This is a genomic window from Kitasatospora kazusensis (assembly GCF_039529945.1).
GTDB lineage: Bacteria > Actinomycetota > Actinomycetes > Streptomycetales > Streptomycetaceae > Kitasatospora > Kitasatospora kazusensis.
Map to the genome: position 1 here is coordinate 75,674 of NZ_BAAANT010000020.1, position 14,163 is coordinate 89,836.

Annotated in this window: 11 protein-coding genes; 2 read left to right on the forward strand and 9 right to left on the reverse strand. The window is 74.1% G+C overall.

What is annotated here, in order from left to right; genetic code table 11:
• Positions 1-28: 28 nt before the first annotated feature.
• From ABD330_RS18475 to ABD330_RS18505, 7 genes are all read right to left on the reverse strand, one after another.
• Positions 29-1,645, reverse strand: a complete 1,617-nt coding sequence (locus ABD330_RS18475) for a N,N-dimethylformamidase beta subunit family domain-containing protein (protein WP_344466381.1) — start codon at positions 1,643-1,645, stop codon at positions 29-31.
• Positions 1,638-2,882: a hypothetical protein gene (locus tag ABD330_RS18480; protein ID WP_344466383.1), complete on the reverse strand. Its 1,245-nt coding sequence runs from the start codon at positions 2,880-2,882 to the stop codon at positions 1,638-1,640. Before ABD330_RS18480 ends, ABD330_RS18475 begins: the two co-directional genes overlap by 8 nt.
• Positions 2,883-3,101: 219 nt before the next feature.
• Positions 3,102-4,730 carry a DUF2079 domain-containing protein gene (locus ABD330_RS18485; RefSeq protein ID WP_344466385.1) on the reverse strand — a complete coding sequence of 543 codons (1,629 nt, stop codon included), beginning with the start codon at positions 4,728-4,730 and terminating at the stop codon, positions 3,102-3,104.
• Between the two features lie 198 nt (positions 4,731-4,928).
• Complete coding sequence (locus tag ABD330_RS18490; protein WP_344466444.1) at positions 4,929-6,392, reverse strand: penicillin-binding transpeptidase domain-containing protein; 1,464 nt, start codon at positions 6,390-6,392, stop codon at positions 4,929-4,931.
• Positions 6,393-6,451: 59 nt separating this feature from the next.
• The gene (locus ABD330_RS18495; RefSeq protein WP_344466387.1) at positions 6,452-7,804 is read right to left on the reverse strand and encodes an FtsW/RodA/SpoVE family cell cycle protein; all 1,353 of its coding nucleotides are present in this window, start codon (positions 7,802-7,804) and stop codon (positions 6,452-6,454) included.
• Positions 7,805-7,935: 131 nt separating this feature from the next.
• Positions 7,936-8,610 (reverse strand): ABC transporter, encoded by a 675-nt coding sequence (locus ABD330_RS18500; protein WP_344466389.1) that lies wholly within the window; start codon positions 8,608-8,610, stop codon positions 7,936-7,938.
• Positions 8,607-9,431, reverse strand: coding sequence for an ABC transporter ATP-binding protein (locus ABD330_RS18505; RefSeq protein WP_344466391.1), 825 nt, complete (start codon positions 9,429-9,431; stop codon positions 8,607-8,609). Before ABD330_RS18505 ends, ABD330_RS18500 begins: the two co-directional genes overlap by 4 nt.
• 83 nt (positions 9,432-9,514) lie before the next feature.
• Here ABD330_RS18505 and ABD330_RS18510 point away from each other — a divergent pair, with 83 nt between their 5' ends.
• Both ABD330_RS18510 and ABD330_RS18515 read left to right on the forward strand, forming a co-directional pair.
• On the forward strand, positions 9,515-10,864 hold the full coding sequence (locus ABD330_RS18510) for a VWA domain-containing protein (RefSeq protein ID WP_425555569.1): 1,350 nt from the start codon (positions 9,515-9,517) through the stop codon (positions 10,862-10,864).
• A 2-nt stretch (positions 10,865-10,866) separates the two neighbouring features.
• The gene (locus ABD330_RS18515) at positions 10,867-11,736 is read left to right on the forward strand and encodes a peptidase (protein WP_344466395.1); all 870 of its coding nucleotides are present in this window, start codon (positions 10,867-10,869) and stop codon (positions 11,734-11,736) included.
• 94 nt (positions 11,737-11,830) lie between these two features.
• Here the strand turns inward: ABD330_RS18515 and ABD330_RS18520 are convergent, their stop codons facing one another.
• Together ABD330_RS18520 and ABD330_RS18525 are read right to left on the reverse strand one after the other, a co-directional pair.
• Complete coding sequence (locus ABD330_RS18520) at positions 11,831-12,853, reverse strand: hypothetical protein (protein WP_344466397.1); 1,023 nt, start codon at positions 12,851-12,853, stop codon at positions 11,831-11,833.
• Between the two features lie 133 nt (positions 12,854-12,986).
• Positions 12,987-14,126: a hypothetical protein gene (locus ABD330_RS18525; RefSeq protein ID WP_344466399.1), complete on the reverse strand. Its 1,140-nt coding sequence runs from the start codon at positions 14,124-14,126 to the stop codon at positions 12,987-12,989.
• Positions 14,127-14,163 lie beyond the last annotated feature (37 nt).

Consider the following 14,163-nt stretch of genomic DNA (forward strand, 5'->3'; position numbering starts at 1 on the left):
CGCCGGGTACCGGCGTCGGCCGCCGGCCTCAGCCCTTGCCGTAGACGGCCGCGACGTTGTCGGCGGCCGGGTGGGCGGAGCCCGCCGGTCCGGCGGCGAAGGCGCGGAGCAGGTTCTCGGTGACCTTCTGGGTGAAGGCCCCGGCCTTGGCGTCCATGCCGTGGTCCCCGCCGCCGCCCGGGCCCTGCGCGTCCAGGGCCTCGACCCAGCGCATGGTGCCGCTGGCGAAGACCCCCGCGCCACCCGGCACGGTGTAGTACGCGGTGTCCGAGAAGCTGTGCCGCCCCTCGCAGACCACCGGGGAGTGGGCCAGGATCTCGATCGGACGCGGCGTGTGGAAGCCCGTGTTCACCCGGTCGTACTCGACACCCACCAGGTGCGGGAAGCTGTCGCCCTTCTGCACGCCCGCCCCCGCGAACAGCCAGTGCCCGGGGTTGGTGACCACGTACGGGGCGTCCACGGGGTAGCCGTCGTAGATCACCCCGAGCAGCGAGCTCTCCGGATCGGCGCCGGGCGCGGAGCGGAAGTCGGTGGTGGCGGGCTTGCCGGCCTGGTAGCCCGGGTCGTCCTTGTACGCGCCCTTGTAGCAGACCACCACCCGCCCGGGGCCCAGGTCGGAGGGCTCGAAGCGGATCCGGCGGAAGCAGCAGTTCGCCCCCAGGACCGCCAGGTTCGTCCCCGCGTCGCGGGCGGCGGTGACGTGCTGGCGCTGCTCCGGGGACCAGTACTCGTCGTGGCCCAGCGAGAGCACGGCGGCCGCGCCGTGCAGCAGGTCCGGCTCGGCCGCCAGCTCGACCCCGGTGACGTACGCGAGCGGCAGCCCGAGCCGCTCGGCCAGCGCGATCAGCGGGGCCTCGTACGTGAGGAAGAGCCCCGCGCCGTCGTCGTACTGGTACGGGCGGTCGAAGGTGACCTGGAGCGAGCGGGTCGGCAGGCCGCCGCTCGGGCCGTTGTAGAGGTTGTAGCCGCCCCACTCGTTGTACGCCTGCCAGGTGGCGACGGCGTTCACGACCACGGTCTTCCCGGCGGTCGAACGCGAGCGGACGGTGACCGGCACGTAGCGCTGCCCCGCGCCGCCGTCGGCGTCCAGGCGGAGCAGGTAACTGCCCTCCGGCCAGTCCGTGGTGTCCACGGCGGTGGTCCTCGCCCAGCCCGTCCGCACCATCCGGGTCTTCTGGTCGACGGTGGCCGCCGGCTGCTTCCGGCCCGCGATCCGCCCGGACTTCCAGACCAGCCGGGCCCGGGCGCCGCCGTACCAGCCCATCCGGTAGGCGGAGACGGTGAAACCGGCCGCGGTGGTGGACACGTGCAGCCCGAACTGCTCGCCGGGCAGCACGCTGACCCGGTCCGCGAAGCCCTCGATCGCCTGCTGCGGGCCGGCCTTGGTGACGGCCCAGTCGGCGTTGCCCGGCCGGGCGTTCTCGGACACCGTGCTCGCCGAAGCGGAGGCGGAGGCGGAGGCGGAGGGACTCGGATCCGCCGGCACCGCACCGGCCCGCAGCCCGGCGCTCGGGCCCGGCCCCGGCTTCCCGCCCGGACCGCAGGCGGTCAGCCCGGCCGCCGCACCGACGGCCAGCCCGAGGAAGCGCCGCCGACCGGTGCCACGCACCGACCCGCCGCCCCCAGGACGCTGCTGCTCACCCATGCCATGACTCCCGTGCCGCCGACCCAGTACGCCTGTCTGCCACCCTCATCGTGCCGTACCTCTCCACCGGCCCGGCGGCGGCCACCCGCCGAGCCCGCCCGGCCGCCAACCGGGGCCAGAGGACCAGCACGGTCGGCAGCGCGAGGTACCCGAACCGCCCGGCCGGGGCCAGCGCGAAGGCGACGGTCAACCCGGCGGCGAGCCGGTCGCAGGCCGCCACCGCACCCGTCGGCGGGCGGACCAGCAGCCACCCGGCGACCGCGACGGAGCCCAGGCAGAGCAGGGCCAGCGAGACCGCGTGCCCGACCGGGCCCAGCCCCGCCAGCACCCGGCCCGGCAGCGGGCTGCCCGCCGGGGTCGGCACGGCCGTCAGCCCCAACGGGAAGCGCACCACCTGCTCCAGCAGGACCCCGGCCCGGGTCAGCGCGAACGGCAGGATGACGGCCGCGCTCGCCAGCAGCGCCGTCCCGGCCGCGCGGGCCGCCGGGCGCCGCCCGTACAGCCGCCACAGCAGCAGCGCGGCGACCGGCAGAGCCGGCCAGGCCGTCCACTTGAGGGCGCAGGCGAACCCGAGCACCAGCCCCGCCGGGAGCGCCCGCCCGTTCGCCGCCAGCGCCAGCGCCAGGCAGCAGACCCCGATCAGCGGCAGGTCCACCCCGCCGCCGGTCAGGGCCAGCGCGATCAGCGGCGAGGCCGTCAGCGCGGCCAGCGGCGGCAGCAGCCGCCACCGGGAGCCGGCCCCCAGCAGCCGCCCGCAGGCCAGCAGGCACCCGAGGAAAGCCGCCGCGAACCAGACCCGGGCGTCCCCGAGCAGCAGGTTGACCGGCCCCACGTTGCCCAGCACCGCCCGGGGCACCCCGAACAGCGTCATCATCGGCAGGTACGGGTTGAAGTCGCTGGCCAGCACCGGATGCGGCAGGTACGGGACGCCGGTGTGCACCAGCAGGTCCGCGGAACGCTCGACCACCATCACCTCGGACTGCCGGCGCCCGCTCAGCGAGAGCAGCACCAGCGGCAGCAGCACCGCCCCCAGCAGCGCCGCGCCGGCGGCGGCCGCCGCTGCGATCCGGCGCGGCAGCGCGAGGCGCAGCAGGGCCGCGACGGCGTAGGCGGGGGCGGCGAGGGCGCCCCAGAAGACCTGGTTCGGCACGGCCGAGGCCAGCGGGAAGACCGCCGCCCAACCAGCCGCGAGTGTCCAGCCGACGGCCTGCACCGGTCCTCGTCCGGCGAGTTCCATGATCGAAGGCTAGGGCCTGCCGAGGCGATCCCGTCGGACCCGCGCGGAACAGCTGTGCAGCTCGCCCGAGGTTGCACTATCCAGGGGCGCGAGGAACTGCGCGAGGCGGAAGGCACCGGACCGTTACTCCCGTTTCGCGCAGTTCCCCGCGCCCCTTGGGGTCAGCCCTCACTGTCGGGTGGACCCAGCCGAGCGTGCCGCCTCCCCGGAGGGGGGTCCTCAGCCGGAGAAGAGGTTGCGGCCGACGTCCTTGGGGACGATGTCCTGGACGGGCTTGCTGTCGGGGCCGGGGATGTGGGCGCCGGGGATGGGCTGGGTGCCGACGCGGTGGAGCAGGACCGCGCCGTCCTCGGCCCAGATCTGCTGGTAGCCGTGGGCCAGCAGGAGCTGGACCCGGTCGGCCTGCTGCTGGGCGGAGAGGAACGGGAAGGTCCGGACCTCGGGCCTGATCAGGACGTAGTCGCGTCCGCGCGGCGTCCCGTCGACCAGGACGGCGTCCGTCCGGGAGGTGAGCCGGGGCACGATCTGGTTGTCCGCCTCGACCGACGCGCCGTCGGGTATGAGTGCGGCGGCCCGCACCATCGCGGCGGCGCTGCTCTTGGGCTGCCAGTCGCCGGGGACGAGGAGCGAGCCGAGGCCGAGCGGCACCGCGGCCAGCAGCGAGAAGGCCGCGACCGTGACCCCGAGGCGGCGCGCGGTGCGCCGGGTGCGTTCCTGGGCGTGCAGGCGGCCCAGGACCTCCAGGGTGGCCGTCAGCATGATCGGCCAGAGGAAGGCGTCGTAGTGGTGGGCGATCGACCAGTGGTTGGGGTTGTCGGAGAGTATTCGCTCGGCGAGCAGCGGCAGCGCGCAGAGCGCGGTCGCCGAGCGCAGCGGCAGGGCGAGCAGGGTGCCGAAGAGCCAGAGCACCAGCAGCGGCTTGATCGTCGTGCTGAAGGCCGAGTGCAGCAGCAGCGTGGGGTCGCCGAGGACGTTGCGCACCGCGGAACCGGCGTCCGGGCCGAGCTGCCCGTAGTTCCAGTAGTAGCCGGGCTGCCCGCCCATCGCGGGTATCAGCCAGGTGATCGCGGCCACCGAGACGACCGGACCGGCGATCAGCAGGCCCAGGCCGTAGCCGAGGCCGCGCCCGTCGTGGCCGCGGCGGCTGCGCAGGGCCAGCACCAGGCCGTACGCGCCGACCATGAGGCCCATGTCCTCCTTGGTGCAGCAGATCAGCAGCGCCGCCAGGGCGACCGTGCCGTACCGGCGGGCCATCCCGCGCTCGAACATCAGCAGCGTCAGCGGGACGGCGAAGCCGACCTCGTGGAAGCCGCCCCGGGCCGCCGCGAGCAGCGGCCAGCCCAGTGCGTAGACCAGCCCGGCCAGGTCGGCCGCGCGGCGGACGGTCCGGGCGTCGCTCGCGGCGAAGGTGCGGACGGCGATCCGCCGGACCAGCGGGACGCCCAGCGCGAACAGCAGGGCCTGGCCGAGCATGAGCGTGCGCGGGTCGTTCCAGAGCCAGTACAGCGGGGCCAGCAGCGCCAGGACCGGGGAGAAGTGGTCGCCCAGCAGCGAGAACCCGGGCGGAAACTCGTGGTGGTAGCTCTTGACCTCGGAGATCGGCAGCCCGAAGTGCGCGTAGCCGCGGATCCCCTGGTCGAAGATCGAGAGGTCGAATCCGCCGATCTGGACGGCCGACCACTGCTGCAGCCCGAGCGCGAAGGCGACGGCGAAGCAGAGCAGCATGAGCAGAGCGGTCCGCTGCCGCCCGGATCCGACGGCAGCCGCCGGCGCCACGGGGACGACCGGGACGGCGGACGGACTGAGCGCGGTGACCGCGTCGGACATCGCGCCCCGAGACGTGGGCATGACGGGAGACCCCCCGGAAGTGGTGTGCTGACCCCGGTTAGCCGAGACCAAGCTCCCCACGCTAGCCGAGCCGCGTTTTCGACTCCGTGACGGGAGTCACCCCGGCCGTCACAGTGCTGTCACAGCAGGCCGGCCCCGCACCTGCCGCACCCCGGGGCCGGGACCCGTCCCGGGCCCGGCCCGTCAGCCCGTGCCCCGTCAGCCCTTGCCGAGGACGGCCTGCATCACCGACTTGGCGATCGGCGCCGCGAGGCCGCCGCCTGTGACGTCCGTCGCGCTGCTGTCCGCGATCACCACCGCGACGGCGACCGGCGGGACGCCGCCGGAGCCGCTCGGCCCGGCCCAGGAGATGAACCAGGCGTACGGGACGCCGGTGTTGTCCACGCCGTGCTGCGCGGTACCGGTCTTGCCGCCGACGGTGGCGCCGCTGATCCGGGCGTTCCGGCCGGTGCCGTTCTCCACCACGTCCGTCATCAGCTGCCGCACCTGGGCCGCGACCTCCGGGGTCAGCGCCTGCTTGTAGGTGACGGGTTTCATCAGCTGGACGGTGCTGCCGTCGCTCCTGGCCAGCTTGTCCACAAGCTGTGGATACATCACCTTGCCGTTGTTGGCGACGCCCGCCGCGACCATGGCCATCACCAGCGGGGTCGCCGCGGTGTCGAACTGGCCGATCGAGGAGAGCGCGACCTGCGAGTCGTTCATCTTCGTGTCGAAGTTGCTGCGGGCGGCACGGACCGGGATGTCCAGCCTGGGGTCGTTGAAGCCGAAGTTCTCCGCCATCGAGACCATCCTGCCGAGTCCGACCCGCACCCCGAGATAGCCCATCACGCTGTTGCAGGAGTAGACCATCGCGGTGTCGAGCGAGAGGTCCGGCCGGTCGCAGGCGGAGGTGTCGTTGACCAGCTCGGTGGTGGTGCCGGGCAAGATGTACGGATACGGGGCGCCGGTGCCCGCGCCGGGGTCGGACACCACGCCGGCGGAGAGCGCCGCCGCCGCCGTGACGACCTTGAAGGTCGACCCCGGTGGGTAGATCTGGCGCAGCGCCCGGTTCAGCATCGGCTGGTCGGTGTCGGCCCGGAGCTTGTTCCAGGCGTCCTGGTCGGCGGTGGAGGAGCCGGCGAAGCTGCCGGGGTCGTACGAGGGGGTGCTGGCCAGCGCGAGGATCCGGCCGGTGGCCGGCTCGATCGCGACGACGGCGCCCTTCTGGCTGCCGAGCCCCCGGGTCGCGGCCTGCTGGGCGGCCTTGTCGATGGTGGTGTAGACGTCGCCGCCGGGGTTCTGCTTCCGGGCGATCTCGTCCCAGACCGCCCAACCGGCGAGCCGGTTGTCGGTGCCGGTGAGCAGGGCGTCCTCGATGCCTTCGAGCTGGGTGTTGCCGTAGGTCTGCGAGGAGTAGCCGGTGACCGCCGCGTACTGGGAGCCGTCGGTGTAGGTCCGCTTGTAGTCGTAGCGCCCGCCGGTCGGCACCGAACCGGTGACGGGGTCGGGGCCGACCAGGATGTTGCCGCGCGGCTCGGCGTAGCGCTGGATCGTGAGCCGCTGGTTGGCCGAGTTGTGGTCCAGCGAGTCGGAGCGGAAGACCTGGACCCGGGTGGCCTGGACGGCCAGCGCGACGATCAGCAGTAGGCAGAAGGTGCCCGCCCGGCGGCCGGTGGTGGAGATGCCGGGCAGCCCCTGGGGGCCATTGGCCGAGCCCCCGGGCCGGTCGCGGCGCAGCGGGGTCACGGCTGGTCCTCCGGCCGTGGGCGGCGGGCCGCGTCGCTCATCCGGACCAGCAGCGCCACGATGATCCAGTTGGTGACCACGGAGGAGCCGCCCTGGGCGATGAACGGGAGCGTCATGCCGGTGAGCGGGATCAGGTCGAGCACCCCGCCCGCGACCACGAAGACCTGGATGCCGACGATGGCGGCCAGGCCGATCGCCAGCAGCCGCCCGAACGGGTCCGTGAGCGCGATGCCGGTCCGGAAGCCGCGGGAGACCAGCAGCGCGTACAACAGGAACAGCGAGACCAGCCCGACCAGGCCGAGTTCCTCGCCGATGGTGGCCAGGATGAAGTCGGACTTGGCGGCGAAGCCGATCAGGATCGAGTGCCCGTTGCCCAGCCCGGCGCCGAGCACCCCGCCCCAGGCGAAGGCGAAGAGCGACTGGGCGATCTGGTTGGCGCCCTGGCCGGCCGCGATCGAGCCGAGCGGGTCGAGCCAGTCCGTCACCCGGCTGTGCACGTGCGGCGAGAGCCAGCCGACGGTGACCGCGCCGACGGCCGCCAGGAACAGCCCGATGGCGATCCAGCCGCTGCGCGCGGTGGCGACGTACAGCATCACCACGAAGAGCCCGAAGAAGAGCAGCGAGGTGCCGAGGTCCGTCTCCAGCACCAGGACGCCGACGAAGGCCGCCCAGATCAGCAGCACCGGGCCGAGCACCCGCCCGCGCGGCAGCTGGAACCGCCAGACCCGGCGGCCGGTCAGCGCGAGCGCGTCCCGGTGCACCGCGAGGTAGGCGGCGAAGAAGACGGCGAGCAGGATCTTGGCGAACTCACCGGGCTGGAAGGAGAGCGGCCCGACCTTGATCCAGATCCGTGAGCCGTACACCGGGGGGAAGAAGATCGGCAGCACCATCAGCACCAGCGCGGCCAGCGCGCCGACGTACGCGTAGCGCTGGAGGATCTTGTGGTCCCGCAGCACCACCACCACGCCGATGAACAGCGCCACCCCGAGCGTGGACCAGAGCAGCTGGGTGGGCGCCGCCGCGCTCTTCGGGGTGGCCCGGTCCAGCCGGTAGATGACGACCAGTCCGATGCCGTTCAGCAGCACGGCGATCGGCAGCAGCAGCGGGTCCGCGTACGGCGCCTTCCAGCGGACCACCCCGTGCGCGAGCAGCGCCAGCACGCCCAGCGCCGCTCCGTAGCCGACCGCCCCCGACGGGAGCCGCCCGTCGATGTTGGCGCCGACCTCGACGTAGCCGAAGGCGGCGATCAGCACCGCGCCGAGGAGCAGCGCGAGTTCGGTGTTGCGGCGGGTCTTGACCGGGCCGCGGGCCGGCGGGCCGGACCTGGCTGCTGCTGAGGGTGACGCCACTGGCCGTCCTGTCGGGGTGCGGGAGATGCCCCTGCACCTTAGCGAGGATTAGCCATATTTATTCATGTTGATGACGGTGTGTCCGGTTTTCGGCTGCTCCGGCCGCGGGCGGGCCGTCACCTGGCGGATCCTCAGTCCGCCGCACGGCGCCCGGCGAACAGGGCCGCCCCCGCGAACACCAGCGCGGCGCCGGCGGCCGACTCGGCCAAGGCCGCCCACGGGAAGGCCACCCGGGCCGTCCGCGAGGCGGTGATCAGCGCGCGGACGACCGCGTTGGCCGGCGACCCGGGCGCCGCCAGCACCAGGACCGACGCCCCGAGGGCCGCCGGGATGCCGTACTGGGCGCGCAGCAGCACCGGACGGGTGCAGAGCGCTCCCACCGCCGCCCCCAGCAGGACGCAGACCACCGTGCCCAGCAGACCCGCGAGCAGCACCTGCGGAAGCGGGACCTCCGCCTGCGGCGGCAGGGTGGTCCGCCCGCTCACCGCCCAGACGGCGAGCAACCCGGCCGTTCCCAGTGCCAGCCCCGCGAGCAGCGCCGCCAGCAGCGCGGCGAGGTGCGTCCGCGGCTGCCCGGCCGCCGCGCCGAGGCAGGCCCGCGCGGCGGCGGGCTCACCGGTCGCCGTGCAGCGGACGTACCAGGCGGTGACGGGCAGCAGCATCGCCGTGCCGAACCCGTACGCGCCGAGCAGCGACTCCCCGGCCGAGATCCCGAGCACCATCAGCAGCGCGTACGTCAGGAAGGGCGGCAGCCAGCGCTGCGAGCGCAGCAGCAGCTCCAGCTGATAGCGGATCAGGTGCGTCACCCGGACCTCCCGGGCCGGACCGAGCGGATGTGCGCGGCGGGCTGCCCGGTGAGCAGGCTGCGCAGCAGCGCGTCGGAGTGCCGGGCCGGGACGTCGAGCAGCGTGCCGCCGTCCGCCAGCGCGGTGCGCGCCGGGTCGCCCGGCAGCCGTTCGGGCAGCGGGCCGGTCACCTCGATCCGCACCCGCGGGGCCGAGCCGTCGTCCGGTACCGGGCCGGCGGCGTGCAGGCCGCCGTCCCGGACGGCGTACCGGGCGGTGGCCGCGCCGGCCAGCCGGTCCGGGTCGTGGTCGACGAACAGCACCAGGCCGCCGCCGGCCGCGCGCTCGACGGCCGCCTCGTCGAGCAGGGTGCGGGCCTCCTGGTCGAGGCCCGTCCAGGCCTCGTCCAGCAGCAGCACGTCGGCCTCGGCGAGCAGGGCCTGCGCGACGGCGACCTTCTGACAGCTGCCCTTGGAGAGCCGGCGCAGCGGGGTGCCCGAACGGTCGGCGATGCCGAAGCGGTCGAGCCAGTACGCGGACCGGCGGGCGGCCTCGGCGGCGGACAGCCCGTGGATCCGGCCGAGCCGCAGCAGGTACGTCCGCGCGTCGAAAGGCAGCGCGGGCGGGAAGCGTTCGGGCACGTACGCCCGGCGGCCGGGCACCGCGACCGTCCCCGTCGTCGCCGCCTCGACCCCGCCGACCAGCTTGAGCAGCGTCGACTTGCCGCTGCCGTTCGCCCCTTCGACCCGGACCAGCCCGCCCGGCCGCAGGTCGAGATCCACCCCGCGCAGGATCCACGGCGCACCCCGCCCGTACCGCTTGCCGACCCCGCTCAGCCGCACTCGGGCCCCCTTCCGCCTTGTCCGGCAGCCTAGTTCGCCCCGAATGGTGCCGCATTGGTCTTCGGGAACTGATGATCCATAGGATGCGGGCCGTGACGACCACCAGACGACGACTGCCCGCCGGGCCGCTGGGCCTGCTCGCGGCCCTCGCGATAACCGCGGGCTCGCTGCTCAGCGGCCTCCCGGCCCACGCCGACGAGCCCACCAGCCCGCCCACCACCGCCCAGACCACCGCCGAGGCCCCCAGAGTCGACCTGATCCTCGATGTCAGCGGCTCGATGAGCGCCACCGACATCGAGGGCAAGAGCCGGATCTCGGTCGCCCAGCGGTCGATCGACGAGGTGATCGACGCCCTGCCGCCCGAGGCCCAGTTCGGCATCCGGACGCTCGGCGCGACCTACCCGGTGAGCGACAAGGCGCACGGCTGCCAGGACACCCAGCAGCTGTTCCCGATCGGGAAGACGGACAAGGTCGAGGCCAAGACCGCCGTGGCCACCCTCCGGCCCACCGGCTGGACCCCGATCGGCCTCGCGCTGCGCGGCGCGGCCCAGGACCTCGGCACCGGGTCGGCCACCCACCGGGTGGTGCTGATCACCGACGGCGAGGACGACTGCGCCCCGCCGGACCCGTGCGAGGTGGCGCGCGAACTCGCCGCCCAGGGCACCCACCTGGTGGTCGACACGCTGGGTCTGGCGCACGACGACAAGACCAGCCAGCAGCTCCAGTGCATCGCCAACGCGACCGGCGGCACCTACACCGACGTCCGCACCCAGGCGCAGCTGACCGGCAAGGTCGAGCAGCTGGTCAACCGGTCCACCGACACCTACAAGGTGGTCCCGGCCCAGACCGCCGGCACCGACAAGTGCGCCTCCGCGCCGCTGCTGGCGCCGGGCGTCTACAGCGACCGGGAGAAGTTCTCCGAGCACCGGGTCTACCGGGTGCCGGTCAGGCCCGGCCAGGAGCTGCGCGCCTCGGTCAGCGTCGCGCTGGACCGCGCGGTCGCCCGCGACTACGGCGTGCTGCTGCAGGCCACCGACCAGAGCGGCCAGGAACTGGTGCGCGGTACGGACGCGGGCAGCGGCCGCACGGACGTCGCGTCGACCGGCGTGCGCTGGTCGGCCCCGGCGGCCACCGCCTCGCCGTCCGCGTCCGCGTCCACGTCCACGGACACCGCTGCTGCCACCGCCGGCCAGTCGGTCTGCCTGGTCGTCAGCAACTCCTTCGCCCCGCAGTCGGGCACCCAGGCCGATCCCGGCCTGCCGCTCGAACTGACCGTGGCCGTGACGGCCGCCTCCCCCGCCCCCGACGGCCCGGCCGCCGGACTCGGCCGCGGCTGGATCCTGCTGCTGGTGCTCACCGGCGCCGGCCTGCTGACCGGCCTGCTCTTCGGCTGGGTCGCACGCTGGCGGATCGCTGTCTGGCAGGAGAACTGACCATGCGTACGACACTCCTTCGCGGCGGACTGCTCGCCCTCGGCCTGATCCCGGTGCTGGCCCCGGCCGCCACCGCCGCCTCGGCCTCGGCCTCGCCGTCCCCGTCCGCCTCCTCCGGCACCGTCCCGGTCGCCACCGCCGGGACGTCCTTCCTGACCGCGACCACGCTCGCGGCGGGGCAGGACGCCAACGTGCCGGCCTCCACCGGCGACTACCTCTACTGGGCGTTCGCCGCCTCTGAGGGGCAGACCGACACCGTGCAGGTGAACGTCACCCTGCCGCCGGCCGCCCAGCGGCACAGCCCGCAGACCTGGTCGGTCGAGCTGTTCGACGGGCTGCGCCGCCGCCAGTCCTGCACGGCGGGCCCGCAGAACACGACGGCCGACACCGCCGCCGACTCGGTGGCACTGAGCTGCACACTGCGTCAGATCCGTTCCTGGGCCGAGCCGTGGTCGGGTGACCCGCTGCCGGGCACGTACTACGTCCGGCTGTCGCTGACCGACGTGGACGCCCAGGACCTCGGGCTCCCGGCGCAGGTCAAGGTGCACGTCGCCGCCAAGGGCGGCGCGGACGACGCCCAGCCCGAGGGCGGCGAGCTCAAGGCCCCCCTGGTCCCGCCGGTCAACGCGGGATCGGCCGCCCCCGCCCCCGGCCTGGCCGCACCGGCCCCGGCCACGACCGGCTCGCACTGGTACTCCGGCCTGTTCACGGGCTGGAACACCCGCTGGTACTGGACCCTCGGCGGCGCCGCACTGGCCGCCCTGGCGGGCGTCGCGGGCTACACCCTCACCCGCCACCCGCGCGGACACCGCCACCGCCCGGCCCCGCAGGCCCCGGCACCCCGGTACGACTCGTACGCGGGCCGCCCCTGACGCCTCGGCGGCCACCGTACGACGGGGCCCGGCCGGACATCACGTCCGGCCGGGCCCCGCTGCGTCCGGGCCTCGCCGGACCTGTCCCGGCCGGCTAGTGGTGGTCCGTGCAGGGCACCCCGGTGCCCCCGTGCTGGGTCGCGTACGCCTTGCTCGTGGCGTACGCCTTGCCCGTCGCGGTGAACCACTGACGAGGGGTGTAGCCGCCGTTGCCGCAGAGGAAGGAACGGAAGTAGACGGAGGGGTAGCGGCCGGCGTCGGGCAGTTCGGCGGTCAGCTCGAAGGGCTTGCCGTCCGGGCGGCCGAGCACCATGTCCGCGGCCGCGCCGTCCACCTGGTAGTGGATGCGGTAGCGCCAGCGGCAGTAGGCCGAGTTCGCCTGGGCCGTGATGACGAAGGCCTCGCTCTCGTTCCGGTCCAGCGTGATGGTCTTGGCCTTGGCGCCGGTGAAGTACGGCTCCGGGTGGCTGCCGACGCCCTCCGCGGTCACCGTCATCTTGGGGACCGGGGCGTCGATGGTCATACCCAGCGGGATGACGTCGGCGGCGCCCTGCGCGGGGGCGTGCACCAGGCTGCCGGAGAGCGGCGGCGCGCACGTCCCGCCCTCCAGCTCGGGCACGATGTCGGTGATCCGGACCTGCTGGGTGGCACGGCCCCGCAGGGTGACCATCCAGGCGGACTGTCCGACGTCGACGATTCCGGCCTTCTGCCACCAGGACTGATCGGAGTCCAGCACGGCGGCGAAGCGTCCGTCCGTGTCGTCGCGGACCAGGAAGTCCCCGGTGTCCTTGACATTCCTGACCTCGACGACCTCGACGGCGCTCTGCGGCGAGAGCCGGTCGGGGAGGCTGTCCAGCGACAGGACCGTCTTCGCGGTGCTGGTCAGTACGTCCTGGAAGGTCACGCCCGCCACGGTCAGCAGGATCCCCGCCAGCCAGGTGCCCGGCTTCCTGAGGTACCTCAACCGGTCGAGGGCGCCTGTCGGGGTCGCGGGGGTCTCCTCGCCCTCGGGGTCGACGCTCGCCGGGGCCGCCGGGGGCTCCTCACCACCCGGGTCAGCACCCGCCGGGGTCGCCGAAGCCTCCTCGCCGCCGGGGTCGACACCCTCCGGGGTCACGGAGGACACCTCTCCACCCGGGTCGACACCCGCCGGGGTCGCCGAGGACGGGTCGACACCCGCCGGGGCGGGTTGCCCGCTCCTGCGTCGGCGGATCCGGTTGAGTGCCTCGGTCCTGCTGCCTCGTGTCCGGCTACTCGGCACGGCTCGACCGCCCTTCCTTCACGCTGGATTCCTTGCCGTGCTGACGACGCCCGATCACCAGGACCGCACCGAGGAAGGCGGCGCCCGTGGCCCAGCCCCACACCGCGCCGAACCGGATCGCGTCGGCGCCCACCGCGTCGAAGGGGTGTACCGGGCCGAACGCGAAGCGGGGAACGACATCGCCGAGCAGGGCGGTCTCCACTGCGGCGGCCGCGACCGCCGCGAGCAGCGTCGCGCACCAGCACTCCATCAGCAGACGCAGCGGGTGCTTCCCGGCCATGCCCGTGGCGACGGCCCGCAGTGCCGCTGCGAGCACCAGGAGCAGCACGAGGCAGACCGCCAGGGTCCCGAGCCACCCGGCGATGTTCTCCGTTCTGAGGGGCCGCATCCGCAGAGCGGGGTAGAGGACTCCGCTCCACTCGTCGGCCAGGGCTGGCGGGCGGTAGGGCAGCCAGAGATCCGGGGCGAAGGTGAGCGATCCGTGCTTCAGCTGGCGCACGTTCGAGTGCCTCAGGAGAGGCCCGCCGGCAACCGCCAGCAGCACCATCGGGATGATTCCGGCGAGGACCGCGTCGCGGCGTTCGTGCGCGGTGCCGAGCACCGGAGCCCGCTCCGGGCCGACGCCGTCTCCGGTGCCCGTCTCCCCCACCAGTTCGCGGAAGATCGGCCACTCCCGCAGGCGCCACACCGCCGCCCACGGCAGGAGCACTGCCCAGCCGGTCAGCAGGACGAACTGCACGGGCGCGGACCACGCCTGCTTCAACTGGATGTCGACGAACCAGTCGCGGTAGCCGAGACCGGTCGGGCGCCGCGCAGGGTCCATGGCGAGGCAGAGCAAATCGGCGACGCCCGCCGCGAACAGCATCGCCCCGGCCAGCTCCAGCGCGGTCCGGACCCGTGGCCGGGCGTCCGGTGCGGACCGCAGCACGCCGTACATCAGCACCGTGGACAGCGCGAGGAAGACCAGCTGCGGCACCCACCAGCCGAGGTGGCCGCCGCCCTTCGCCGCGAAGCCGCCGAGGTCCAGGCCCTGCACCCGGATGTCGTCGCCGACCAGTCGCGCGGGCCCGGCGCCGCGCTCGATCAGGATCAGCGGACGGAGCGCGAACAGGAGCATCGCCTGAGCCACGGCGCACCCCCCGGAAAGCGCCATGGCCAGCCATCGA

Coding starts and splice junctions, on each gene's coding strand:
- ABD330_RS18475 (WP_344466381.1), bottom strand. CDS start 1,645: ATGGGTGAGCAGCAGCGTCCTGGGGGCGGCGGGTCGGTGCGTGGCACC.
- ABD330_RS18480 (WP_344466383.1), bottom strand. CDS start 2,882: ATGGAACTCGCCGGACGAGGACCGGTGCAGGCCGTCGGCTGGACACTC.
- ABD330_RS18485 (WP_344466385.1), bottom strand. CDS start 4,730: ATGCCCACGTCTCGGGGCGCGATGTCCGACGCGGTCACCGCGCTCAGT.
- ABD330_RS18510 (WP_425555569.1), top strand. CDS start 9,515: ATGCGGGCCGTGACGACCACCAGACGACGACTGCCCGCCGGGCCGCTG.
- ABD330_RS18515 (WP_344466395.1), top strand. CDS start 10,867: ATGCGTACGACACTCCTTCGCGGCGGACTGCTCGCCCTCGGCCTGATC.